At 73.4% G+C, this 23772-nt stretch carries 20 protein-coding genes and 2 pseudogenes; 6 read left to right on the plus strand and 16 right to left on the minus strand.

What is annotated here, in order from left to right; translation table 11 throughout:
• Positions 1-515 precede the first annotated feature (515 nt).
• The gene (locus tag SM611_RS36485; protein WP_371954978.1) at positions 516-1493 is read right to left on the minus strand and encodes a DUF2382 domain-containing protein; all 978 of its coding nucleotides are present in this window, start codon (positions 1491-1493) and stop codon (positions 516-518) included.
• Positions 1494-1883: 390 nt separating this feature from the next.
• Here SM611_RS36485 and SM611_RS36490 point away from each other — a divergent pair, with 390 nt between their 5' ends.
• A complete protein-coding gene (locus SM611_RS36490) occupies positions 1884-2864 on the plus strand; it encodes a matrixin family metalloprotease (RefSeq protein WP_371954979.1) in 981 nt (326 codons plus the stop codon).
• An 85-nt stretch (positions 2865-2949) separates the two neighbouring features.
• On the opposite strand, the gene SM611_RS36495 is transcribed toward SM611_RS36490, so the two are convergent.
• The 3 genes from SM611_RS36495 to SM611_RS36505 form a co-directional block, all read right to left on the minus strand.
• Positions 2950-3507 carry a class E sortase gene (locus SM611_RS36495; protein WP_371954980.1) on the minus strand — a complete coding sequence of 186 codons (558 nt, stop codon included), beginning with the start codon at positions 3505-3507 and terminating at the stop codon, positions 2950-2952.
• Positions 3508-3617: 110 nt separating this feature from the next.
• Positions 3618-4625, minus strand: a complete 1008-nt coding sequence (locus SM611_RS36500) for a chaplin family protein (protein WP_371954981.1) — start codon at positions 4623-4625, stop codon at positions 3618-3620.
• 182 nt (positions 4626-4807) lie between these two features.
• Positions 4808-5584: a hypothetical protein gene (locus tag SM611_RS36505; protein ID WP_371954982.1), complete on the minus strand. Its 777-nt coding sequence runs from the start codon at positions 5582-5584 to the stop codon at positions 4808-4810.
• Between the two features lie 349 nt (positions 5585-5933).
• Here SM611_RS36505 and SM611_RS36510 point away from each other — a divergent pair, with 349 nt between their 5' ends.
• On the plus strand, positions 5934-6188 hold the full coding sequence (locus SM611_RS36510) for a hypothetical protein (RefSeq protein ID WP_371954983.1): 255 nt from the start codon (positions 5934-5936) through the stop codon (positions 6186-6188).
• A 116-nt stretch (positions 6189-6304) separates the two neighbouring features.
• On the opposite strand, the gene SM611_RS36515 is transcribed toward SM611_RS36510, so the two are convergent.
• On the minus strand, positions 6305-7564 hold the full coding sequence (locus SM611_RS36515) for an NAD(P)-binding domain-containing protein (protein ID WP_371954984.1): 1260 nt from the start codon (positions 7562-7564) through the stop codon (positions 6305-6307).
• A gap of 27 nt (positions 7565-7591) precedes the next feature.
• Positions 7592-8821 carry a carboxylate--amine ligase gene (locus tag SM611_RS36520; protein ID WP_371954985.1) on the minus strand — a complete coding sequence of 410 codons (1230 nt, stop codon included), beginning with the start codon at positions 8819-8821 and terminating at the stop codon, positions 7592-7594.
• Between the two features lie 659 nt (positions 8822-9480).
• Between SM611_RS36520 and SM611_RS36525 the strand changes: the two are divergent.
• Positions 9481-9714: pseudogene (locus SM611_RS36525) on the plus strand (glycosyl hydrolase); the annotation flags it as partial.
• A 230-nt stretch (positions 9715-9944) separates the two neighbouring features.
• On the opposite strand, the gene SM611_RS36530 reads toward SM611_RS36525, so the two are convergent.
• Genes SM611_RS36530 through SM611_RS36565 form a run of 8 tightly spaced genes read right to left on the minus strand, consistent with a single transcriptional unit; the run spans position 9945 to position 19183 of the window.
• Positions 9945-11228, minus strand: a complete 1284-nt coding sequence (locus tag SM611_RS36530; RefSeq protein WP_371954986.1) for a glycosyltransferase — start codon at positions 11226-11228, stop codon at positions 9945-9947.
• Positions 11221-12336 carry a GNAT family N-acetyltransferase gene (locus tag SM611_RS36535; protein ID WP_371954987.1) on the minus strand — a complete coding sequence of 372 codons (1116 nt, stop codon included), beginning with the start codon at positions 12334-12336 and terminating at the stop codon, positions 11221-11223. The genes SM611_RS36530 and SM611_RS36535 overlap by 8 nt, the downstream gene beginning before the upstream one ends.
• Complete coding sequence (locus SM611_RS36540) at positions 12333-13043, minus strand: Wzz/FepE/Etk N-terminal domain-containing protein (protein ID WP_371954988.1); 711 nt, start codon at positions 13041-13043, stop codon at positions 12333-12335. Before SM611_RS36540 ends, SM611_RS36535 begins: the two co-directional genes overlap by 4 nt.
• Positions 13027-14154, minus strand: a complete 1128-nt coding sequence (locus tag SM611_RS36545; RefSeq protein ID WP_371954989.1) for a glycosyltransferase — start codon at positions 14152-14154, stop codon at positions 13027-13029. Before SM611_RS36545 ends, SM611_RS36540 begins: the two co-directional genes overlap by 17 nt.
• A complete protein-coding gene (locus tag SM611_RS36550; RefSeq protein WP_371954990.1) occupies positions 14151-14843 on the minus strand; it encodes a polysaccharide deacetylase family protein in 693 nt (230 codons plus the stop codon). The genes SM611_RS36545 and SM611_RS36550 overlap by 4 nt, the downstream gene beginning before the upstream one ends.
• Complete coding sequence (locus tag SM611_RS36555; RefSeq protein WP_371954991.1) at positions 14800-16473, minus strand: lipid II flippase MurJ; 1674 nt, start codon at positions 16471-16473, stop codon at positions 14800-14802. The genes SM611_RS36550 and SM611_RS36555 overlap by 44 nt, the downstream gene beginning before the upstream one ends.
• Positions 16470-17771: an O-antigen ligase family protein gene (locus SM611_RS36560; protein WP_371954992.1), complete on the minus strand. Its 1302-nt coding sequence runs from the start codon at positions 17769-17771 to the stop codon at positions 16470-16472. The genes SM611_RS36555 and SM611_RS36560 overlap by 4 nt, the downstream gene beginning before the upstream one ends.
• Positions 17768-19183 carry a sugar transferase gene (locus SM611_RS36565; RefSeq protein WP_371954993.1) on the minus strand — a complete coding sequence of 472 codons (1416 nt, stop codon included), beginning with the start codon at positions 19181-19183 and terminating at the stop codon, positions 17768-17770. Before SM611_RS36565 ends, SM611_RS36560 begins: the two co-directional genes overlap by 4 nt.
• 374 nt (positions 19184-19557) lie before the next feature.
• On the opposite strand from SM611_RS36565, the gene SM611_RS36570 reads away from it, so the two are divergent.
• Positions 19558-20769 carry a L,D-transpeptidase gene (locus SM611_RS36570; protein WP_371954994.1) on the plus strand — a complete coding sequence of 404 codons (1212 nt, stop codon included), beginning with the start codon at positions 19558-19560 and terminating at the stop codon, positions 20767-20769.
• A gap of 112 nt (positions 20770-20881) precedes the next feature.
• Entirely contained in the window at positions 20882-21418 is a 537-nt protein-coding gene (locus SM611_RS36575; protein ID WP_371954995.1) for a GNAT family N-acetyltransferase, read from the plus strand.
• Between the two features lie 45 nt (positions 21419-21463).
• Here the strand turns inward: SM611_RS36575 and SM611_RS36580 are convergent, their stop codons facing one another.
• Entirely contained in the window at positions 21464-22012 is a 549-nt protein-coding gene (locus tag SM611_RS36580; RefSeq protein ID WP_371954996.1) for a hypothetical protein, read from the minus strand.
• A gap of 1152 nt (positions 22013-23164) precedes the next feature.
• On the opposite strand from SM611_RS36580, the gene SM611_RS36585 reads away from it, so the two are divergent.
• Positions 23165-23689, plus strand: a complete 525-nt coding sequence (locus tag SM611_RS36585; protein ID WP_371954997.1) for a hypothetical protein — start codon at positions 23165-23167, stop codon at positions 23687-23689.
• On the opposite strand, the pseudogene SM611_RS36590 reads toward SM611_RS36585, so the two are convergent.
• Positions 23660-23772 (minus strand): annotated as a pseudogene (locus SM611_RS36590) (IS5/IS1182 family transposase); the annotation flags it as partial. The gene SM611_RS36585 and the pseudogene SM611_RS36590 sit on opposite strands and share 30 nt — an antisense overlap.

Raw genomic sequence — 23772 nt, forward strand, 5'->3', positions numbered from 1 at the left:
CCCGGCGGACCGCACGCGGCCGGGCGCGGAGGTCGTGGCTCGCCCGGACGGCCACGACCTCCGCGCTCGGCGACGTCGTCACCCAGGAACCTCCCCCGGCTCCGCGCTACCTGTCAACAAACCTGCCTATTGCGTGGGGGGCCCTGTGAAAACCGTGGAAGGGACCTTGACGGAGACTAAATTCACACGTTGAATCATGTGCCGAAGAAAGCCGGTCGGACGGGTGGGGCCATCACCGCCGCCGCCCGCCCGGGGCTGCCCGCACGCTCCGGCCCGCTCGCTCCCGCTGGAACACTGGCCACACCCGGCCACAGCCGCCGCCCGCCGCCCCGGCCGTCCGACTCGGTCCGACCGCCCCGGCTCGGCGGGCACGCGTGCGAGCGCCCGGGCGGCCGGCGGGTGAAACGGCAGGCCCGGGCGCTCGCTATCCGGTGTGGCGCGTACTCAGGACCGGGTGGTCGGCGGCGGCGGGCCGCGGCGGCGGATCACCGCCCCGCCCGCCGGGGACGAGGGGCTCACGCGGACGGGCGCTCCCCGCGATCGGTCCGCCGCTCGGCCCCCGTCTCCTCGTCGCGGGTGACCTCGATGCGCTCCTTGCGGATCTCACCGCGCACCGTCTGCTCGTCCTGCACCTGCTCGGTCCGGACGTGCACCCGCTCGACGGGGACGGTCTCCTTGGCGATGACCGGGCGCTCCTCGTAGAGGATGATCTCCTGCTCGTCCTCGCCCAGGGTGATCTTCGGATCCGGCTCGCCGCCCACGATCGGCTCGCGGTCGATCTTGATCTCCTCGTGCGAGACCGGCACCGTGTGCTCGACCATCTCCGTCTCGACGAACTTGCGCACCCGGACGCGGCCCGCCTCGTGCCGCTCGGTGCCGATGCGCAGCTGCTCCTCCGACCGGGTGATCTCGGTCATCGGGGCCTCGGCGCCCTCGCGCGCCGACTGCGGCGGCATGGACTGCCCGGACGACGTCCGCTCGGGCCGCACCGCCATCCCGGCGGCGCCCGCCGCGCCCCCGGCGGTGCCCGCCGCGGCGGCCTGGCCGGCGCTGCCGGTCGTGCCAGTCGTGCCGGAGGTGCCGGTCGTGCCCGTCGTCGCCTTGCCCCGGTCCTCCATCGGGGCCGTGTCCCCCTTCATGTCCTCCTTCGCGTCCCCCTTGCCCTCGCGGCGGCCGCCCGGCGGGCGCACGCCGTAGTGGCGGTAGAGGTCCACGATCTGGGCGTGCGACAGGTGCTCGTCCGCGTCGACGTTCGGAGCGCCCTTGATGGTCTCCTTGTCGTACGGGACCTGCAGCATGTCCTGGTTCTTGCGCGAGCCGGCCAGCGGGACGAAGCTCTCCCGCATCCCGAACCATCCGGTGTGCACGGTCACCCACTCCGGGGCGCCGGAGTCGTCGTTGAGGTAGACCTGCTTGATCGTGCCGACCTTCGTCCCGTGGGTGTCGGTCACGCTCATTCCCATGAGTTCCCGCACCTGTGTCTGCGTCTGCACGTTGAACACCTCTGCTTCCCTGAACGCTGCCGCGCGGGCGGGGGCCGGGGGGAGGTGGGTCCCGCACCCGCGTCGCGGCAACGGTGTTCTGTTTGATCCCGAGTTGCCGGATTACATGCTGCTTTTCCGTATGAGGGCGCATTAAACACGTTTACACAGTTATAGAGGACGATTTACGCAATCCTTACGTGCCACCACGGTGGCCCTTTCCGCCATTTCTCCATAAATGCCGCTCGACATGATCGACCGCGCACGAACCCAGCGCCGAGATGGTGATCATTTTAGGTGGCGCCGGTTTCCCTTTCCGCGCCCCACGAAAGACTGCCAAGGACGTTCCCGCACATCGGAGAAACAGTTATGGGCGACTTTCCAGCGGCGGCACGGAGGGCAGTGGCCCTGGCGGCGGCCACGGCGCTCGCAGGCACGGCGCTAGCGAGCACGGGTTCCGGCGGTTCCGCGACGGCCGGGACGGCGCCGCCGCCCAGGCGTCCGCCCGCGTGGTGCAAGCCCGGCGGGACGCTCTCGGCCCGCACGATGCCGCAGCGGGTGAGGATCGCCGACTGCGACCTGCGCGGCCGGATGGTGCGCGGCGCGAACGGGCTCGCGGCGGTCGTCCCGTCCGACGGGACCTCGCTGGTCGCGCACGAGATGCGCACCGACGGCGCCGCCGAGCTGCGCATCCGGGTGAACGCCCGGGCCGGCGAGATCACCATCGGCACGCTCGGCGGGCGGGTGCCGCAGGGCAGGCCGCGCGGCGTCCGGGCCCCGGTCGCCGCCTGCGGGGACGGCGTCCACCGCCTCGAGCCGAGCAGATGGCCGCGGGGCACCACCGTCCAGTGGCGCTACTACGCGGGGACGGCCGGGCTGCCGATGGGCCCCTTCGCCAAGGGGATCGCCAACATGGTCGGCGCCCGCACGGACTGCGGCGCGGGCCGCTTCACCCCGCCGCCGGACGTGCGCGAGCACGGCGCCGGGCGGGCCGCCCACGCCCCGGACATCACCGCCGCCGCCGCCTGCGGGGCCCGGGACGGGGTCAACACGTTCGGGTGGCACGCCATGCCGGGCGCGGCGAGGCAGGTCCTCGCGGCGACCTGCACCTGGTTCCGGGGCCCGACGACGGTCGAGAGCGACATGGCGCTGCAGGCGCAGGGCAAGCGGTGGTGGACGGGCGGCGCGTGCACGGCCGGAAGCTACTCCGCCGAAGCCGTCGCGACGCACGAGGCGGGCCACGTCCTCGGGCTGGCCCACGTCGAGGGCACCGAGCACCAGAACCTCACGATGGCGCCGTCCATCGCGTCCTGCGACGACGACCCCGCCACCCTCGGCAAGGGCGACTACGACGGGCTGATCTCGCTCTACGGCGGACGCTGAACGGCGCGGAGCCGCACCGTGCCGTCCAGCGCCCGGCGTCGAGGTCGGGCCATCGGAGTCAAGCCATCGGAGTCCGGCCCTCGGGTCAGCGCTTGCGCTGGAGCTTGCCGACGACGACGAGGCGGCGCCGGTCCGAGCCCTTCGGGGTGCAGGTGACGAGCGTGACGTACTGGCCGTTCGGCGCGCTGCGCCGCTTGAACGGGACCGGCTCCAGTGCCCGCCGGTCGTCCGGCCTGATGACGCGCTTGATCCGCACCCGGTACAGGTACGTCTTCCCGCCGACGCGCAGGACGATCGGGTCGCCGCGCCGCATCAGGTCGAGCTTGTTGAACGGGTGCAGGTAGGTCGTCCGATGGCCGAGCAGCACCGTGTTGCCGTCGCGGCCGGGAAGGCCCGTCCCCGGGTAGTGGCCGACGGCGCGCCGCAGCACCGCCTGGCCGACGCCCTGCCGGACGTTCGCCTTCAGTCCCATCCGCTTGATCCGGATCTTGCCGATCAGCGCGCCCGTCGCCGGACGCGCCGCCGGACGCGCCGCCGCCGCGGGCGCGGCCGCGATCCGCGCCCGCGCCTGCGGGACGCCGAGGACGGACGCGCAGCAGGACGCGGCGACGACCGCCGCGGCGAGGGCTTTTCGGTCGAGCATGGTTGGTCTCCATCGCGCTGGGGTGCCGATGACAGGGGTAAGGGGCGACACGTCTGCCGCCCCTCTCCCGGGTTCGCCGGCCGCGGATCGTCACCCGGGCCGGCGCGTGCTCAGCTCAGGAACGGCGACCCGATCCGGACGGGCGCCCCGTCGCGGTTCGACAGCTGCGGGCCGAGCCGGCCGGGCTGGACGTCCGCTCCGGGCACCTTGACGATCCTGCCGAGGGTGCCCAGCAGGTCCTGGACGGCGGGCAGGCCATCCGCGGTGCGGTAGTTCGAGCCCGCCACCCGGCGGCCGTCGGCGCGCATCGTCGAGGGCAGCTTCGTGTGCTTGGCGGCCGGACGGTGCTTGGACGGCTTGTAGGGCCTGTGCTTCTCCACCGGCGGCGTCCGCAGGGTCGGCGGCATCTCGTGGTGCCCCTCGTCCCCGACGGAGGCGCCGCCCCTGCACTGCGCCTGCGCCAGGCCGAGCACGCTGACGGCGTTGCCGCACACGTTGATCGGGACGCTGATCGGGATGAAGACCTGGTTGCCGTTCAGCAGCCCGAAGTTGCCGGACGACTTCATGTCCACCCTGCGCTCGGCGGACCGCTTGACGGACGCGCCGCCCTTGCACTGCGCCTCCGCGAGGCCGAGCGCGGCGACGGCGTTGCCGCACACGTTGACCGGGACGCTGATCGGCGCGAACACCTGGTTGCCGTTGCCGATGCCGAAGTTGCCGGACGTCTGCATGTCGACGTCCTTGCCGTGGTGCCGGCCGCCTCCGCCGCCGTCCCAGGCGCCCTCGGACGACCGGTAGCCCGAGTCCCCGTAGCCGTCGTGCGACCGGTGGGACGTGACCTCGGCGCCGCCCTTGCACTGGGCCCGGCTGAGCCCGGCGATGGCGACCGCGTTGCCGCAGACGTCGATCGGGATGCTGATCGGCGCGTACACCTGGTTGCCGTTCAGGACGCCGAAGTTGCCGGACGACTCCATCTTGACCTTGCCGCCGTGGCCGCCGTCGTGGCCGCCGCCGTAGAAGGCGCCGGCGTTGGCGGCGGAGCCGAACGCGGCTCCCATGGCGAGGGCGCCCGCGGCCACCAGGGCGGCGCGGGAGGTGCTCTTTGCCCACATACGCATGATGTGTTGCTCCTGTCTGTTGCATCGGTGGTGATCGCTGCGCGGCACCGTCCGGGTGGGCGCAGCACTGGCAGCGGCCGGGCTCGGCCGTTGCGCATGGAGGAAGGTTCAGAGAGGCGGACGGCGTGTCTCGCGCACGCGGTCGCCGGGGACCGGCCGCTCAGGGCCGGGACGGGGTCGTCCTAGTCGGGGACGACGGACGGGCCGCCCGGCGCGGCGACGTCGGTCAGCGCGGTGCGCTGGAACGTGCTCGCGTCCATGGCGGGCGGCGCCGCCGGGTGGCGGCGGTTCGGCAGGTCGGCGACCGGTGCGAGCGGGTGCCCGCCGGCGGAGCCGCCGCCCTGCGGAACGTCCTGGCCGGGCTGCACGGGACCGTGCGCCGGGGCGCGGTGGTCGCCGCCGCAGCGCGAGCAGTCGCCCGCCTTCCGGTCCGCGGGCGCCGCGGGGCGGGTGGCCGTGTGACGGGTCTCGGAGACCGCGTCCTTGCCGGCGGCCCGGTGGGCGGCCCCGGCCGCGTCGGGCTCCTCGTCCGCGTGCTCGTCCGGCCGCTCGTGGGCGGCCTGCTGCTGAGCGGGACGCGGGTCGGTCACCCGCTGGACGAGCTCGCCGATGACGGGCCGCTGCTGCCGGACGTCCGGAATCTGGACGCGCGGCACGCCGGCCTGGTCGGCGAGGTCGCTCACGTGGCGGACGGCCCGGTCCTTGTCGTCGAACAGGTCGCGCTGCCTCGACCGGACGTACCGCATCGGGTCGTCGCCGACCTCGCGCAGGCCGTCCTCTATCGTGCGCCCGCCGAGCCCGGACGTGACGTGCCCGAGCGTGGCCGGCCTCGGGCCGTCCGCATGGGCGGCGTTCGGCGGCTGCTCCGCCGCGAACGCCGAATCGCTCAAGGCGGAGAGCACGAGCCAGCCCGCGAACGCGAGACCGGCGAGGACGGCGATTCGCAGGAAAAGAGGCATAAGGGCATGCCGCGGCCGACCCTGGAGGCGAATCGCCCCACGCTGGATCGGTACGGAGTGCACGGCCACTTCTCCCTGGTCGCCTTGTCGAGGTCCGGTCGAACGTAGCACCGCGACCGGTGCCCGCAAGGAGCATTTCTTTTTTCCGCGGCGTGTCCGGCCATCATTTACCGCCCCATGAATGGGCGTTTAACCGCGCCAGGCTTTCCGTGCGCTCGACATCCCCTTTGCCGGGCTTGACCATTTCGCCGCCCTCTCACACCGATGCGGGGAGAAGTATGGCGAGCGGTATCCACTGCGCTACATTCGGTGAGCGGCCGGTCACCGGACCGCTCACCGAGGAGCTCTCATGCCCCACCCCTCGTCCGCGATCTCCCGCCTGCGCGCGCCGCGCCGGCGCCGCGCCCCCCGCCGCGAGGCGTACCGCTTCATGACCCGCGCCGACCTGAACCTCATCGTGCTGTCCAGCGTCTCCGCCGATCAGGGCCCGAGGAGGCGACGCGCATGGTCGTCGGCGTGGACGCTGTACTGGCGCTGCCAGTGGGCCATCGCCTCCGCCAGGGCCGAGTACGCGCGCCGCGGCTCGCGCACGATCAGGTACTAGGGCCCGGCCGGAGGCGAATCCATCACCCTCCGGAGGAGGATCTCCAACCCTCGAACGCCGTCCGCCTCCAGGAGGCCGGTGGTCCTCCTGGAGGCGGGCGGGGCGGGTTCCGGCGCCTACCGGTGTGACGCGTCCGATTCCAGGACGTCCGCCAGCCGGGCCGCGGTCGGGCGCGCCCGCGGGGTCCGGCGGATGATGTGGTGGGCGATGCGGCCCGCCGCGAAGCCGGCGCCGTGCACGAAGCGCATGACGGGGCCGAAGGTGGAGGCCGCCGCCAGGCCGGCGAAGTAGAGGCCGTCCACGGACGCCTCGAAGTCCCGGCTGAGGACCGGCGCGCCGAGGCGGGTGGTGACGCGGCCGCGCAGAGCCGGGGCCAGCAGGCCGAGGCGCGCGACGTCGGGGACGAAGCCGGTGGCCGCGATGACGTGCTCGACCTCGGTGACGAGGCGGCGGCCGGTGCGGTCGACGGTCGTCAGCGCGACGCCGTCCTCCAGCTCCACGGCCTTCACCGGGCGGCGGCCCGTCGACACGCGGACCCGGTCGTCCAGCCGGTCGCGCAGCCACCAGGCGCCGGCGGGCGGCAGCGTCTCGCGGACGATCCGCCGCCGGGTCGCCTCCGGCAGGTACCGGACGATGCCCGGCCGCTCGGCCCACAGCCAGGTGCGGTAGCCGGTGCCGAGGCCGGACCGGGGCCCGCCCAGCACCTGGTCGCGCAGCGAGCGGCGCTCCCGGGGGACGGTGTTCCAGTCGAGCTCCTGCCGCCGCGCGATGACGTGCGGGTGCGCGCCCGCGTCGGCCAGCAGGACGGCCGTCTCCAGGGCCGACTGCCCGGCGCCGAGCACGGCGACCTCCTTGCCCGCGAACAGGGTGAGGTCGCGGTGGGCGCTGCTGTGCGAGACGAGCCAGGACGGCATGCCGGCCAGCTCGTCCGGGATGTGGGCGAACGGGCCGACGCCCACCGCGATCACCACGGACCGGGCCGCGATCGACTCGCCGGTGGACAGCGTGACGGTGAAGCCGCCCGCGCCGTCCCGCTCGACGTTCACGACCTTGGCGTCCCGGTCGTCCGCGCGCAGCGGGACGGTCTCGGCGGCGAACCAGCGGCCGTACTCGACGAACGTGTCCAGCGGGATCGGCTGCCCGAGCCCCCAGCCGGGATGCCGGTCGGTGAACCGCATCCCCGGCTGCGGCGCCCCCAGGTCGGACGCGAACGGCTCGGATTTCAGGAACATGCCCTCGGGCATGTTCGCCTCCCAGAACCGCATGGGCTCGCCGATGATCCGGACGCCGAGCCCGAGGTTCTGCAGGTGTGCCGCGGTCGACAGGCCGTAGGGCCCGGCACCGGCGATCACGACGTCGCTGGCCGAGTCGCTCATGTCTCTTTCCCCCGTGTGATTGTGGTGTTACCTGGTGCGGAGCCGTTCGACGGCGCGGAGCACGCTCCGCGCGCCCATCGCGAGGAAGGGCGGCAGGTCGTCCCCGGCGTACCAGGCGAACTCGTCGGCCTCGCGCAGCGGGCGGAGGGCCCCCGCGCGCAGCAGCGGGCGGCCGGCCGCCTGCTGGAGGTAGTGGTTCTCCACCAGCAGGTTGCGGCCGGGCGCCGGGCGCGCGTCCGGGACGCGGCGGCCGGACTGGTCGAGATGCAGGACGCGGGCGAGGTCGAGCCCGTTCCGGTCGGTGAACAGGCGGAACTGCGCCCCGATCCGGGGGTTGAAGTCGAGCAGGTGGTGGGCGCCGGTGCCGGCGTCGAGGCGGAAGTCGAGGTCGACGAGGCCGCGGCAGCCGAGCAGCCGGACGATCCGGACGGCGAGCGCCCGCAGCTCGTCGTTCTCGACCCATTCGCCGGAGACGGTGTGCCCGGCCTGCGGCGGGTGCGCGAGGTGCTTGCGGCCGACCGCGCCGAAAAGGCAGTCGAGGTTCGCGTCGAAGTAGCCCTGGAAGAACCAGTCGCCGCCGCCCGGCGGGACGCGGCGCTGCAGGATCAGCGGGCCGGCGTCGCCGTCCGGGTCGCGGTCGCGGGTGGCGGCGAACAGCCGGTGCAGCTCGCCGAGGGTGCCGGCCACGGTGGTGCTGCGCATGCCCGGGCGGAGCCGCCAGGGCCGCGCCCATTTGGCGATCAGCGGCAGGCCGAGCTCCCCCGCGGCCTCGTCGACCTCGGCGGCCGACGCCGGCGTCCGGCTCGGCGGGTGCTCGATGCCGTGCTTCTCGCACGCCTCCCGGAGCCGGGCCTTGTCGGCGACGCGGCGCGGGACGTCCGGATCCTGGTAGGGGAAGACGAAGCGGGGCCGCAGCGCGTCGGCGTGCTCGGCGACGAAGATCGCGCCGGCGTCGTCCATCGGGACGAGCAGCGTCTCCCGGCCGATGCGCTCGCCGATCGCGCGCAGGTGGCTCAGCAGGCCGGCCGGGTGCTCGGCGGGCGGCGCCCACGGATGCGGGCGGTACAGGTAGCGGGAGCGGGAGGCGGGGTTGGCCCGCCCCTCCATGATCGCGTGGACGGGCACCCCGGCGCGGCCGAGGCTCCTGATCGCCGCGAGGGTCCCGTGGTGGAAGAGGTTGCGGTCGGTGCGCAGCAGCAGGGCGGGAAGGCCGGGATCGAGGCCCGTGCGCGGCGGTGTGCGGGTGTCGAAGAGCATGCGTTCAGGCGCATTCCCAGGGAATGTGGCGCACGGCAACCTTCCTGAAGTAAATTCTGTGCACGTTTCGTCCGTTCGGCTTTTTCGCGGCGGACGTCCTAGGGCATAGGATACGCATGGGAGCTGCGGATATCCATTCAGCTGGGCAGTCGTCCAGGCGGCGCCGGAAAAGGTCGTTTCCATTCTGTCCGGTCCCGCCGCTTCTGGCCGCGTTCGCCGTTCTGATGACGGTCGCGGCGTCGACGGTGATGACCTGGATGCAGCCGCAGGCCCTGCGGAGAGCCCCGTCATATGTTCCGATCGGGGCCTTTCTCGGCTCGGGTCCGGAGGGGGTGGCCCGGGTCGGCCAATTCCAGCGGTGGCTCGGCTCGACGGTCATGGTCGGCCGCACGTACCTGCCGGGGGACGACTGGCACGAAATCGAGGGGCCGCACGGGATGCTCCTGCCGTGGGCCCGCTGGAAGGCGGCCGACCCGCGGCGGCTGCTGGTGATCAACGTGCCGATGATGGCGCCGAACGAGGCGTGGGTCCCGGTGCCGGTGCTCGGCTCGGTGCTGCGCGGCGGCGCGTCCGGCGCGTTCAGCGGCCACTACCGGACCCTGGCGCGGCGGCTGGTCTCGCTGGACGCCGGCGACGCGGTCATCGTCCTCGGCTGGGAGATGAACGGGGAGTCCTACGGCGGGCGATGCGCCCCGGACCCCGTCGCGTGGAAGGCGTACTGGCGGCGGATCGTCGCGACCATGCGCGCGGTCCATGGCGCGCGTTTCCGTTTCGATTTCGCGCCGACGCGGGGCCGCGACGCGATTCCGTGGACGGAGTGCTATCCGGGTGACGACGTCGTCGACATCATCGGGTCCGACAGTTACGACCAGCCCTCCGGAAAGTCGTTCGACGATTTCGTGGACGAGCCGTACGGGCTGCGCGCGCAGGCCGAGTTCGCCGCCGCGCACGGCAAGCCGCTCTCGTTCCCCGAATGGGGCTTGTTCCGCAATTCCGACAATCCCGAATATATTCAGGGAATGCACGACTGGATCATGTCGCACGACGTCGTGTACCAGTCGATCAGCGACTACTGCCCGCACGGCGTCTGGTCGTGCGGCGCCAACCCGCGGTCGTCCGCCGCCTACCGGGAGCTGTTCGGCGGCGTGACGGCCCCGCCGCCGACGTCGAGGGCGCCGTACGCGCCCACCGGCCCGGCCGTGCCCGCGACCCCGGCGACGACGCCCTCCCCCAGCCCGGCGAGACCCGTGTGGACGGGCCCGCCGGCCACCCGCCGCGCGCTGTCCACGGCGTCCTCGGGGGCGCCGCCGCGTCCGGCCACCTCGCGGGTGAGGTCGGCGAGCAGCGCCATCGTCGCGGCCACGTCGTAGTCGGCCGCGGCGGCGGCCGCCGCGTGCCCCTCCCGCTCGGCGGCCGCGGGGGACAGCAGCCGGGCGGCGATCTGCTCGGCGAGCGCCGCGGGGTCCTCCACGGGGACGAGCGCGCCGAGCCCCGGCCGGACGATCTCCGCGAGGCCGGGAACGCCCGTCCCGACGATCGGGCGCCCCATGGCGAGCGCCTCCAGCGCGGTCAGCGGCAGCCCCTCCCACCGCGACGGCAGGGCGACGACGTTCGACGCGGCCAGCCAGTCGCGCGGATCGTCCACCGCCGCGACGAACCGGACGCCGGGCACCCGCCGGCCGCGCAGCCGCGCCAGGTCCTCGCCGTCCCCGACGATCGCGAGCAGCGCGGACGGGCAGCGGGCGGTGACGGCCGGCCACGCCGCGACCAGGACGTCCTGCGCCTTCTGCCGGGTCACCCGGCCGACGCAGACGGCGAGCGGCACACCGGCGGCGAGCCCGAGCCGGATGCGCGCCGTGCGCCGGTCCGCCGGGGCGAACCGGCCCCTGTCCACGCCGTTGCGGACGAGCCGGTACGCGCCGCGCACCCCCGCGTCCCTGCCCTGGCTCAACTCCCCCGCGCCGACGCAGACGAGCGCGTCGCTCCAGCGGGCGGCGAGCCGCTCCCAGCGGCGGCCGGCGGCGGCCTGCCGTCCGGTGGCGGCGAGCCACGACCAGCCGTGCGGCTGGAACAGCACGGGCCGGCCGGCCGGGCGGCGCGGCAGCCGCCCGGCCAGGCCCGCCTTCGACGAGTGCAGGTGGACGACGTCGGGCGCGAACGTCCGGACCACCCGGCGGAGGCCGAGCGCCTCCAGCAGCACGCGCGGCCCGGGGCTGCGCGCGGCGTCCCAGTTCAGCCAGGGCACGCCGGCCGACATGCACCGCTCGGGCAGGTCGCCGCCCGGCGGGCACGCCACGGCGACGTCCCAGCCGCGCCTGCGCTGGTCCAGGGCCGCCTGCCCGACGTAGACGGCGACGCCGCCCGTGTTGGGCTGGCTGACGTGCAGGACCCGCAGCGGCTCAGCCATGGCCTTCCTGCCCGCGGTGCCGCCGGTCCGACAGGTACCCGCGGGTCCGGGCGAGGCCGGCGAACGCGGCGGCCGACGCGGTCCGCGCGAGGACGATCCGCTCGTTCCGCACGGACGTCGGCCGCCACTTCAGCTTGTACGGCTCGTCGCCGCGCAGCAGGCTGACGCCCTGCCGGTGCCGGTCCCGCGCGATGGCGAGGTTCTGGCGCAGCATCATCAGCGACACGTCCACGGCGTCGCGCAGGTCGGGGATCGCCCCGTACAGGTAGGCGCCGACGTACCGGTGGCCGATCAGGACGAGGTCGCCCGCGACGAGCCGGCCGTCCCACCGGTACTGCACGACCTCGGCGCGGCCGTCGCGGACCATCCCGCTCGCCGCCTCGGCCAGATGCCTGCGGAACCGGTCCCGCGTGTGCTCGGGGTTGATCGGGCGGCCCCGCCACTGCCGGGCGTGCAGCTCCAGCAGCGCGTGCACGGCGTCCGCCGCCCGCTCCGCGGGGACGCTCTCGGCGGTGATGCCGCGGACGTCGATCTTGCGGAGCTTGGCGCGCATCTTCCCCGCGGTGCGGCGCGGCAGCCGGGCGAGGACGCCGTCGATCCCGGTGGCCGGGAGTTCGAGGCACACCGACGACGGCGTCCGCCACGTCCGGCGCGGCCACCGCGCGGCGACCAGGTGCGCCGCCGACCCGGGGCGGACCTCGCGCAGGTCGATCGCGCACCAGCCGCGCTCGTCCAGCAGCGCCCGGGTGAGGTGCCGGACGGCGCCGTCCGCGTACACGGGGTCGAGGAGGAAGTCGGTGAAGTCGCTCTGCTCCCCCGCCAGCGGGACCAGCACCGGGAACCCGTAGCGGACGCCCGCCATCAGCGGCGCCGCCGCGACGAGCCGGCCGCGGCACCGGACGAGGACGAGCCGCAGCCGCCCGCGCGCCCCGTACCAGCCCCACCACGCCCGCAGCCACTCGTAGGTCTGGAACGGCGTCGCGGCCGGGCTGCGGTCGTACAGGTCGCGCAGCTCGTCCGCGAGGCCGGCGAGCGCCCGCTCGTCCCGGTGCACCTCGACCGACCATTCGACGGACGTGGCGGGCCGCACGGCCGCGACCGCGGTCATGACGTCACCCCCAGCCGCTCGGCCGCCGCCGGAGCGGGGACGGGCGCCCGCCGGGCCGCGGCGCGGCGCCCCCCGCGCCGCCCGCTCAAGACGGCGGCGCTGAGCCCGGCGAGCAGCAGGCCGGACGCCGTCCCGGCGGTGACGCCCATCGGCAGGTTCGGCGACGACGGCACCGCCGGCGGCTCGGCGAGCGTCATCAGCGCGACGCGGACGCCGGTGTCGGCGCGGTGCCGCGTCCCGTACCGGACGAGCGCGTCGGCGGCGGCGTTGGCGAACGCGGCGGCGTCGCCGGGCGTCCGGGCGCTGCCGGCGAGCCGGATCAGCGGGGTGTCCGGCGACGTGGACGCCTGGATGTGCTCGCGGGTCCCGCCGGGCGCGTGCCGCGGCAGCGGGATCGAGGAGTTCTCGAGGGTCTCCGGCAGCGGCGCGAGCCGCCCGTACGCCTGCGCGAAGCTGACCGCCGCCGGTCCGGCGTCGCCGCCGTCGTCCACGACGAGGACGAACGCGGTCGCGGTGTAGGTGGTCGGCGCGAACAGGGCATACCCGAGCCCGCCGAGGAACCCGGCGAGGACGAGCGCGATGGACAGGCCGAACCGCCGCAGCAGCGCGGTGAGCCGTCCGCGCAGCCGCCGGGCGGCGGCGTCGAGCGCGCCCGTTCGCCTCCTCGGTCCGGCCGGCCGTTTCCCGGCGTTACGTTGCGGCATCATGAGCCCTTTCTCGTAGTTGGACGACCCCTCGGGCGACCGGCTCCGGCAGGTAGAGCCGGGCCAGTTCGGCGGCCTGCGCGGCGATGGCGTAGCGGGCGACGACGGGCGGCACCCGCGTCCGGTCCCGGGGCGCGCGCAGGACGGCCGCGAGTTCCGCGCTCCAGATCCCGGCGTCGGTGGGGAGGCGGCGCGCGCCGGGAGCCTCGCCGGGCGGGAGGTCGTCGAGGGCGGGGCAGGCGGTGTAGCGGACGGGCAGCCCGGAGGCGAGGGCCTCCAGCACACCGAGCCCGAACGTCTCCTGGACGGACGGCGCGGCGAGCACGTCCATCGCGGCGAGCGCCCCGGCGACGTCCGACGTCCCGCCGGTGAAGATCACCGAGGCGCCGAGGCCGTGCGCCTGCCGTTCCAGCGCGTCCCGCATCGGCCCGGCGCCGACGAGCAGCAGCCGGACGCCGTCCAGCCGGGCGACGGCCTCGACCAGCAGGTCGAACCGCTTGGTCGGGACGAGCCGTCCGACGGCGCCGACGACCGGCTCGTCCGGGCCGATGCCGAGCCGGCGGCGGGTCGCGGCGCGGCGGGCGGCGTCGAACGCGAACGCGGCGGCGTCGATGCCGTTCGGGATCACCGCGATCCGGCCGGGTCGCACGCCCCAGCCGCGCAGCCGGGCGGCGACGGCCGGCGACACCGCGACGGTCGCGGAGCCGAGCCGCTCCGTCGCCCGGTACAGCGCCCGGACGCCGCGCGTCGTCGACCGTCCCTCGATGTGCCCGTCGCCGAGCGAGTGCTCGGTCGCGATCACGCGGGCCGTCCCGGCGAGGCGGGCGGCGATCCGGCCGTACACGCACGCCCGGTACAGGTGGGTGTGGACGACGTCGTAGCGGCCGCGCCGGATCAGCCGCGCGAGCCGGGGCAGCGCCGCGAGGTCCCGGTTGCCGCGCATCCCGATCTCGTGGACGGGCACGTCGCTGCGGCGGATCTCGGCGCCGAGCGTGCCGGTCCGGGTGAGCGTCGCGACCTCGCAGGCGACCGGCAGATGGCGCAGCAGCAGGACGAGCTGGCGTTCGGCGCCGCCGTGCTCCAGCCCGGTGATGACGTGCAGGACGCGGGTCACACCCGGCTCCGGCGGCGCAGCTCGTGCCGCAGGAGCTTGGCCCGCAGCCGCAGCGGCCCGTCCCGGTCGCCGACGTAGGCGCGCGGCAGCGCGTGCCGGGACGGCTCCTCGGGGCGGATGTCGCACGCGTGGTCGTATCCGGCGGCGCGCACCGCCTCGACCTCCCGGGCGGTGGCGTGCCCGTACGGGTAGGCGAAACCGGTGACGGGGGCGTCGACGAGCTCCTCCAGGACGGCGCGGCTCTCCTCCAGCTCCTCGCGCAGTTCGGTGTCGTCCGTGCCGGGGAGGGACACGTGGTGGCGGCCGTGCGAGGCGACCTCCATGCCCGCACCGGCCACGGTGCGGATCTGGTCGGCCGTCATGAGCGGTTTGCGGGGGCCGTCGTCCCACGCGTTGTAGGTGCCGATGCGTCCGGACACGACGTACACGGTCGCGCCGAACCCGTACCGCAGCAGCGCGGGGACGGCCCGGGTCGCGAAGTCGGCGTAGCCGTCGTCGAACGTGAGCCCGACGAGGCCGCGCGCCCGGCCGGCGGCGTGCGCGTCCAGCAGCTCGCCCATGCCGACGCCGCGCAGGCCGCGCGCCTTCAGCCAGGCGAGCTGGCGCTCGAACCGCCCCGGCGACACCGTCACCAGGTGCGGGTCCTCATCGAAGTGGTCGACCGAGTGGTACATCAGCACCAGCGGCACCGGCCGGACCTCCTCCGCCGGCCGGTGCGGCTCGCTCGTCCTGGTGGGTCGGGTCGTTCTTGCCGGTTCTGTCGGCTGGCTCACTGGTCTCCCCCGATTCGGTCCGGCCGCGCACGCTGCGGCGCGACCGCAAAGCGATCCATGGAGCAACGTGGTCGGGTCCCGCGAGGACGGTCAGGACCGCGAACACGGCGGTGGTCACGAGCCCGCCCACGGCGAGCTGGACGAGCGCGGGCGCCCCGGCGGAGGCGTGCGCGGTGAGCATCCCCGCCGCGCACGCCCCGGCGGCGGCGAGCACCAGCCGGGACACGTCGGCGGCGATCCGGCGCGGCGGGACCGGCGCGATGCCGCGGCGCAGCCCGGCCAGCAGCAGCACGGCGGCGAGCGTGATCCCGGCGGCGTTGGCGGCGGCGAGCGCGAGCGTCCCGCCGGACGCGGCGAACGCGCCGCCGATCGCCGCGGTGACGGCGAGGCCGAGGCCGAGGACCCGCGCCGGACGCCAGGTCGGCCGCCGCTGCGCGAAGAACGCGCGGGCGGCGAGCCCGACCGCCGACTGCCCCCACAGGCCGAGCGCGTACACCCGCATGATCGACGCGGTGCTCTCGGTGTCGGCCGCGGTGAACTCGCCGTGCTCGAACAGCACCCTGATGACCGCGGGCGCGAACGCGACGAGGAACGCGGTCGCGGCCAGCACCATCGCGCTCGCGACCACGAGGTCCTGCCGGATGCGGCGCGCGACCTGCCGGGTGTCGCCGTCCGCGGAGGCCCGCGCGAGCCTCGGGAACGTCACCGTCACGATCAGCAGCGACAGCACCATCGGCACCTGCGCGACCTTCTGCGCGTAGTTCAGGTGCGAGATCGACCCGGCGGCCAGCTCCGACCCGAGGAACCGCTCGACGAACACCTGCGCCTGACGCGTCACCGTGTAGACGACGACGGGCGCGACGGCCGCGAACCCCAGCCGCACGTCCACCTTCCCGGACGTGGCGGGCGCGCCGCGCAGGCAGCGCGCGAAGGCCGGGACCTGGATCGCGACCATCAGCATGCTGCCGACGGCGACGCCGACCGCCGCGCTGGTGATCCCGAGGAAGCCGGACAGGCCGCCGATCAGCGCGAGGATGCCGACGTTGTAGGCGAGGTAGATGGCGGCGGGCGGGCCGAACCGGTGGTGGGCGCGCAGGGTCGCGCTCATGAAGCCGGCGACGCCGAACGTCACGACGGTGATCGCGGTCAGCCGGACGCACCGGACGGCCGGCCCGTCCGATCCGAGGCCGGGCGCCAGGACGTCCACGACGACCGGGGCGGCGACCGCGAGGGCGAGCGTGACGAGCGACAGCCCGAGCACCATGCGCGGCAGCATCGAGCCGGCGAGCGGGCGCAGCCCGTCGCCGCGCGCGAGCAGCCGGGTGACGACGGGCACCATGAGCAGCGCCATCGCGTCCTCGATGAGCAACGGCGACACGGTCTCCGGGATCGTCCAGGCGACGAGGAACGCGTCGGTGCTGCGGCTGGCGCCGAACATGTGCGCCATCACGAGGTCGCGGACGAAGCCGAGCGCGGTGCCCGCGGCGATGAGCACGCCCGACAGCGCGGCGGCCCGTCCGACGGAGTTCATCCCGGCGCCGGTCATCCGCGCACCGCCCCGAACGCGCGCGCCGCGACGGCGCCGATGACGATGGCGACGAGCGCGCACGTCGGCCCGCCCAGATCCGCGTACAGGAAGTTGATCAGCAGGAACGCCGCCAGCGCGGTGCACGCGAGCCACAGCGGGTCGCGGACGCCGCGGCGCCTCCACAGCCCGGCGAGGAGCGCGGCGATCAGCGCGCCGAACCCGGCGAGGCCGGCGACGCCCTGCTCGGACAGGAACAGCAGGTACTCGTTGTGCGGCGAGAGCAGCGGCTGCCGCACGTACCCGTTGACCGGGTCGGCGGTCTCGCTGCCGGACGACAGCTCGATCGTCGCGTAGGTGTCGCGGTAGGCGGGGAAGTTCTTCACGCCGACGCCGGTGACGGGATGGTCCTCCCAGATCCGGACGGCGGCCGCCCACAGGTTGTACCGGTCGTCCACCGACCGGTCGGGGTCGCTGACCGAGGCCGCCATCGACTTCGAGCGGTCGATGACGGCCCGCCCGCCGCCGCCCGCCACCGCCGCCAGCAGCACCAGCAGGGCCGCGCAGCAGGTCAGCACCTTGACGGCCGTCCACCGGTCGAACAGCACCAGGGCGAGGACGGCGGCGGCGCCGAGCGCGATCCACGTCCCGCGGCTGAGCGCCAGCGCGAGCGCGGCGGCCAGCACGACCAGGCCGGCCAGCGCGGCCGGGACGGCGGCGGCGCCGCGTCCGGGCGCGCTCAGCGCGAACGCGGTCAGGACCAGGAACGCGAACCCGACGACGATCGACATCGCCATCACGTCGAGCGCGCCGAACGTGCCGACGGCCCGGATGTTCTGCCCGTCCATCGACGCGCCGTTGCCGGTGAGCGACTGCCAGATCCCGTACGCGGCTTCCGCCAGCCCGAGCCCGATCAGCGACCAGCACACGATCGCGAGGTCGCGGCGGTCCCGGACGAGCAGCACGACGGCCAGCGGCACCAGCACGAACACCTGCAGGTCGCGGACGAAGCCCGCCATGCTGGTCCCGATGTCGGCCGAGTGGACCGTGCTGATCCCGAGCCCCGCCACCAGCGGCGCGAACGCCCAGAACGCCGGGCGCGGCATCTCCGTCCGCCCCGTCACCAGCAGGAACGCGGCGACGACGACGAGCGCGCCGCTCGCGACGTCCCCCGCGGTCACCTGGACGCCGGGCCCGAACGCCGCCCCGCCCGGCGGGATCCCGATGCTCGCCACCGCCGCCGCGACCAGCCAGCTCGGGCGGGGCGGGATCCGGTTCGGGCGCCGGTGCAAGGTGACCGGCTCGGCGAGCACCGTCATCCGGCGTCCCGGCAGAGCATCGCCCGCGCGGTCAGGAGCAGGATCCTCAGGTCGCCCGTGAACGACCAGTGGTCGATGTAGTGGTTGTCGAGCCGCGCCCGAAGCTCGATGGACGTGTCGCCGCGGAACCCGTGGATCTGCGCCCAGCCCGTCATCCCCACCTGGACACGGTGCCGCAGCATGTAGCCGGGGCACGTGCGGGCGAACTGCTCCACGAAATGGGGACGCTCCGGACGCGGCCCGACGAGGCTCATGTCGCCGCGCACCACGTTCCACAGCTGCGGCAACTCGTCCAGCGACGTGTTGCGCAGGAACCGGCCGACCCGCCCCATCCGCGCATCGTTCTTGACCGTCCAGCAGGTGTCGGACTCCTGCTCGTCCGCGGGCTTCAGCGTCCGGAACTTCAGCAGCACGAACTCCTCGCCGCCGCGTCCGATCCGCCGCTGCCGGAACAGCACGCCGGGGCCGCCCTCGACCCGCACCGCGAGCGCGCACGCCGCCAGCAGCGGCGCGGCCACGACCAGCAGCACGCACGCCACCGCGAGGTCGAGCGCCCGCTTGGCGCGCCGGGCGGCCGGGTCGCGCAGCCGCCACTCGACCCGCGCGCACGGCAGCCCGGCGAGGTAATCGCGCCGCACCGCCGCCACCGGCACCACGTCCGACGGCGGCTGGACGAGCAGCGTCTCGCACGGCAGCCCGAACGAGATGCGCAGCACCGCGTCCAGCTGGTCGGGGTGGACGTCCTCGGCGACGACGACCAGCGTGTCGACCGCGTGCGCCTCGACGAGCGCGGGCAGATCGGACGTCTCCCCGAGCACCGGCGTCTCCCCGAGGACGGCCGTGGAGCGCCCCGCCGCCACCTGCCCGACCGCCGACAGCCCGAACTCGCCGCGGTCCCGCAGGATGTCGACCATGTGCGCGGCGGTCCCGCCCGTCCCGACGACGAGCGCGGGACGCGGCCGGGCGCGGCGGCACCGGTAGGTCCGGACGGCGGCGTTCAGGAAGGCGCGGAAGCCCAGCGACGTCGACGCCGACACCGCCACCGTCCACAGCAGCGCCACCGCCGGATGCGGCAGCAGCACCGCCGCGACCGCCGCGACGGCGAACGTCCGGGCGAGCAGCGGGGGCGCGTCGGCGAGCAGCGACGGGCTGCGGCGCGTCCGGTAGAGCCCGCCCGACGCGTTGCACGCGACGACGGCGAGGGCGGCGAAACCGGCGAGGAGGCCGCCCCGTGACATGGACACGCCGACGGCCATCCCCCAGCCGTCCACCACGGCGACGCACGCCGGGCCCAGGCCGGCCAGGGTCCGGGCACCGCGCCCGGCCGGCACGAGGACGGCGAGGTCCGCCGGCACCAGCTCCGCGGGGCCTGCGCCCGAGTCGATGGAAGGACTCAGCCCCTGGGCTCTCATCGCGTGTCCCCTTCACAGCCAAGAACTCACCGGGAGGTGACTCCGCGGGGCCGTCCCGGGCGGCCACGCTCCAGCATCGCAACAGGTCAGCGAGCCGGCCGCTGCTTTTAACCACCCTCACCACAGTCTTGATGAGAAGATCGACGGAGCGCCCCGAGCGTCAGCGGACCACGAAAGATCCCCCGAATCGGCCACCTGAGGCGAACCTTCGGGGGACGATGGACGTCTTAAGTGATCGGACGCCGCCACCGGCCGTCCCGCCCTCCGGACGGGACGGGAATAAGGGCCGTTCCGTAAGCGATCTTGTTGCCGTCCCGTGACGCGCGGGACCGGCGGGCAGTTGAGGGAGAACGGTGCGAGGTAAGGCGTTGGTTTTGGCGCTGGTCCTGGGACTGGCGACCGCGTGCGGCGGCGGTGACGGGCAGACCGGCGGGACGACCGCGAAGGGCGGCGAGGACGGCACCCCCCAGGTGACGATCACCCCCGCGAACGGCAACGGCAAGGCCCGCCCCGACCAGGGCGTGACGGTCACCGCGGCGGGCGGCACCCTCGGCGACGTCTCCGTCAAGCTGAAGGGCGCCGACGTGCCCGGCACCCTGTCGGCCGACAAGACCAAATGGCGCTCCACCTGGACGCTGCAGCCCGGCGGCCGCTACCAGGTGTCGGCGACGGCGACGTCCGCGAAGGGCAAGACGACCACTGCGACCAGCGCGTTCCGCACCAGCCGCGCCGTCGCCCTCACCCGCGTCAACAACGTCGTGCCCAGCGAGAACGAGACGGTGGGCACCGGTATGCCGGTGTTCGTCCAGTTCAACAAGGCCGTCCCGGAGAGGGCCAAGCCCGCCATCGAGCGCGCCACCGAGATCTCGTCCACCACGCCGACCGAGGGCGCCTGGCGGTGGCTCAGCGCCGGCGAGTCCTTCAACGGCCTCCCCTCGATGGTGTTCCGCCCGAAGAACCCGTGGAAGCCGCGGCAGCGCGTCACCGTCAAGGTCCACTACGCGGGCCTGAAGATCGGTTCCGACGTCTTCGGCGACCGGGACGTCACCCGCACCTTCAAGGTCGGCGACTCCCACACCATCAACATCAACGCGAACACGCACCGGCTCGTCGTCAAGAAGAACGGCCGCACCGTCCGCACCTGGGGCGTCAGCCTCGGCGCCGGCGGCGACGTCCAGCGCGACGGCGTCGACCACCTCCTCACCACCAGCGGCGTCCACCTCACCATGGACCACGTCCGCCTGGAGCGCATGCGCCCGCCCGGCAAGAAGAAGGGCGACCCCGGCTGGTACGACGAGAAGGTCCCGTGGGCGACGCGCATCTCCAACAGCGGCGAGTACATCCACCAGAACATGGACGACCCGTCCTGCCTCGGGAACCGCAACTGCAGCCACGGCTGCGTCCGCTCCCCCGCCTCCGACGCCCAGTGGTTCTTCCACTGGTCCTACCGCGGCGACCTCGTGAAGATCACCGGCACCAAGCGCAGCCTCCAGTGGACGAACGGCTGGGGCTACTGGCAGCTGCCCTTCGCCAAGTGGGCCCAGGGCAGCGCCCTGGGCAAGACCGTGACCACCGCCAAGTCCTGACGCGCCGCCCGCGGGTAGTGCGCCGATGGGGGACGTGGGGCACCCTGGGCTCTGGGCGAGAACGCCCCATCGGCGACGAGGCCAGGGGCGGAGGCGCACTGTGGGATGTCGCGTGACGCTGCGCCGGATGCGGGCCGCGGACGAGGACGAGTTCCTCCGGCTCGCCGGGCAGAGCACCGGACTGCACGCCGACTGGGTGCGGACGCCGACCGACGCGCTGGCGTTCCGTGAGTACCTGGACCGCTTCGCCGACCCCACCGCCGGCGAGGCCCTCCTCATCGAACGCGTCGACACGGGCGCCATCGCGGGCCACGCCACCCTCACCGGCATCGTCCGCGGCCCCTACGACCGCGCCGTCCTCGGCTTCGCCGCCTTCGCCCCGAGCGCGGGCCGCGGCTTCATGACGGAGGGCGTCGGCCTGACCGTCCGCTACGCCTTCGGCCCCCTCGGCCTGCACCGGGTCGAGGCGGACGTCCAACCGGGCAACGAACCGTCCCGCCGCCTCGTCCAGCGCCTCGGCTTCCGCCGCGAGGGCTTCTCCCCGGCCTTCATCAACATCCGCGGCATCTGGCGCGACCACGAACGCTGGGCCCTGACCGCCGACATGACCACCAGCCTCCCTCCCTGCGACCCGAACGTCCTCCCCTGAAGGGGATGCGGGTCGAAGCCGCTATCGAGGCGGCGATTTGGCGGGTCAGTGTGCTTGGGAGAGCGCCGTGATGAACGGCTCTCGGATGCGCGGGTCGCAGTTCGCGGCCTCCAGAGCGGCCTTTTCCTTGGCTGGATCGACGCCGACCAGGTAATCCCGGCCGGGGCCGCAGGCCAGTGGCATGTCCGACCTGCCATCCCAGGGCGCGTCGCTGGGAAAGGTGACGTCGATGACCACGTCGCGCCCGCCGAGGGCGATGATCAGGTAGCGGTGAACGTCGATCAGCCCTCCGTCCTGCACGGCAGCCGCCGGGATCTCACCGAACCGGTGCCGCACCATGGTGCGCTCGGCGCGGTAGACGCGGTGGACCAGGCGGGGAGTCAGATCAGGCCAGCGCTCACTGATCAACTCGGAGAGCAGAGCATGCTTGGTCGAACACGTACCGATCCAGTCAATGAGGACACCGGCGACCGTACGATCGCGCGGCCGGCCGTACGGGATGGCCTGGACCGCCGCGACGACGTCGTGCAGGCCGCTATCGGCAGGCAGACCCGCTCGCTCCAGGAACCGCTCGAACAACGGCACTTCCATCACCCGCCCAAGCTGGGTCGGCCACTCTCGCGCGCGATCCAGTGTACGAGCCGTCACCGCCAGACGATTCTGGCGACCAGGGTGAGGAAACCGTGGCGAATGTCGTCACGGTTTCCAGCGAATACGCAGGCGACAGAATTTTCAGCAGCCGGAGGCCCGACGACACACCCCGCACTAACCGACGCACCGGGACGGGGGGATCGCCCACGATGCGAGCACCTCCCGGCATCCGACGTGTTCCCCATCGCTGCGGAGGACGCCTCGTCAGGCAATGTGTCGGACAGTCACGCAGAAGACCCACCGCGAGTGATCGCGATGGGCCTTTGACGTGGGAGCCGCCTATCGGAATCGAACCGATGACCTATTCACTACGAGTCTGAAGAACAAGATCCAGACCCGTCCGCCGACCTGATGGGCAGACCTCCCGGACGCCCCCTGGGTTCGCCCCTCGTCCAGGCCGGTCCAGACCTGCCGTTAGCACCTGCGTTAGCAACCGGCCTCACAGGGCCCTGGCCATCCGAGGGCAAGGGGACCCGGCGCACAGGGCCGGCCACGGCCCGAACCCCGGAAGCCCCGCGGCAGCACCTTGACTTCAAGTTCAACTCGCCCCCCGCGCCAGCAGATTTACAGTCCCACCGTCGAACTAGCCTGACCTGCGCTTTCGTCGGCGCGGACGTCAAGCTCGGCGCGTATTCGGCACACGACCGGATCCGTAAGGACCGACGGGCGACACGTGGACTACTCGAAAGGCTCCGCCCGCCAACTGACATGAGGTTCGCAGCCGCCTCGCTGGCCGAACGCTCATGCCCGCTCCTGCTCACCTCGATGCCCCCAAAGAACATTGATCCGCTCGGCGCACTCGGCGATGTCCTCGCTCGATACCTCAGCCATAGGCCCAGTATCCATCCGCCTGAATGCCCGCGCCGACCGTTCCGGAGGGTGCGCCCGCGCGAACGGGGAGACGGCGTGAAAGACAGTTTCGCGCGGGTGTGCCCTCCGGCCCGCGGGGGCTGGGGGCCGCCGCTTCACGCCCGCTCCGTCCTCTCCTCAGGCTTTGGCGGCATCAAGGCAACCACTTCGCGCACGATTCGGCACAGTGTTGGGTGTAGCCTGCTGGCTAGCATCAGCCAGTCTCACTTTGACCGAGGTGACATCTTGATTCAGCCTTCTGCCGCCAGTTCTCCGGGCCTGGCCGCATTCAACGCTCGCACCGATTTGGCCAAGTATGACGACAATGCATTGCTGTTGTTTGCGCTTCAAATTGGCCTGGAAGTTGAAGATATTGATAGTATCGCAACGAATTCACTAACCGATGGAAGTGACGACAAAAAGTGTGACCTCGTTTACGTGGACCGCGATAGTGGCCGCGCCATTGTCGCACAAGGATACTATTCCCGCAAGGAAAGGTCAGAAGCGCCAGCCAACAAGGCAAGTGACCTAAACACGGCAGCCGCTTGGCTGCTGGGGACTGATTCAACAGTTGTGCCTGAGAGGCTTAAGCCAGCACAGAGCGAACTTCATGAGGCCATTTGTGCTGAGGAAATCCGTCGAATCGAGATTTGGTTTGTCCACAATCTTCCCGAGAGTAAGAACGTAAAGGAGGAACTGGAGGTCGCCAGAAGGACGGCACGCGCACACCTTGACCCTTTTTCATCCTCGGGTGAGCTCGTAGTTCTGTAGGACGGCGATGGCCTTGACCAGGTGGCCGGCCTTGCTGGGGCTGCAGCGCAGCTTGCGGAGGATTCGCCATGATTTGAGCTGGG

Origin of the sequence: Actinomadura monticuli, assembly GCF_041463655.1 — a bacterium.
Taxonomy (GTDB): Bacteria; Actinomycetota; Actinomycetes; order Streptosporangiales; family Streptosporangiaceae; genus Spirillospora; species Spirillospora monticuli.

Excerpts from the sequence above, each read along its gene's own strand:
- SM611_RS36500 (WP_371954981.1), bottom strand. The coding sequence starts at position 4,625 with ATGCGTATGTGGGCAAAGAGCACCTCCCGCGCCGCCCTGGTGGCCGCG.
- SM611_RS36505 (WP_371954982.1), bottom strand. The coding sequence starts at position 5,584 with ATGCCTCTTTTCCTGCGAATCGCCGTCCTCGCCGGTCTCGCGTTCGCG.
- SM611_RS36510 (WP_371954983.1), top strand. The coding sequence starts at position 5,934 with ATGCCCCACCCCTCGTCCGCGATCTCCCGCCTGCGCGCGCCGCGCCGG.
- SM611_RS36565 (WP_371954993.1), bottom strand. The coding sequence starts at position 19,183 with ATGAGAGCCCAGGGGCTGAGTCCTTCCATCGACTCGGGCGCAGGCCCC.
- SM611_RS36555 (WP_371954991.1), bottom strand. The coding sequence starts at position 16,473 with ATGACCGGCGCCGGGATGAACTCCGTCGGACGGGCCGCCGCGCTGTCG.
- SM611_RS36530 (WP_371954986.1), bottom strand. The coding sequence starts at position 11,228 with ATGGCTGAGCCGCTGCGGGTCCTGCACGTCAGCCAGCCCAACACGGGC.
- SM611_RS36535 (WP_371954987.1), bottom strand. The coding sequence starts at position 12,336 with ATGACCGCGGTCGCGGCCGTGCGGCCCGCCACGTCCGTCGAATGGTCG.
- SM611_RS36515 (WP_371954984.1), bottom strand. The coding sequence starts at position 7,564 with ATGAGCGACTCGGCCAGCGACGTCGTGATCGCCGGTGCCGGGCCCTAC.
- SM611_RS36520 (WP_371954985.1), bottom strand. The coding sequence starts at position 8,821 with ATGCTCTTCGACACCCGCACACCGCCGCGCACGGGCCTCGATCCCGGC.
- SM611_RS36540 (WP_371954988.1), bottom strand. The coding sequence starts at position 13,043 with ATGATGCCGCAACGTAACGCCGGGAAACGGCCGGCCGGACCGAGGAGG.
- SM611_RS36560 (WP_371954992.1), bottom strand. The coding sequence starts at position 17,771 with ATGACGGTGCTCGCCGAGCCGGTCACCTTGCACCGGCGCCCGAACCGG.
- SM611_RS36495 (WP_371954980.1), bottom strand. The coding sequence starts at position 3,507 with ATGCTCGACCGAAAAGCCCTCGCCGCGGCGGTCGTCGCCGCGTCCTGC.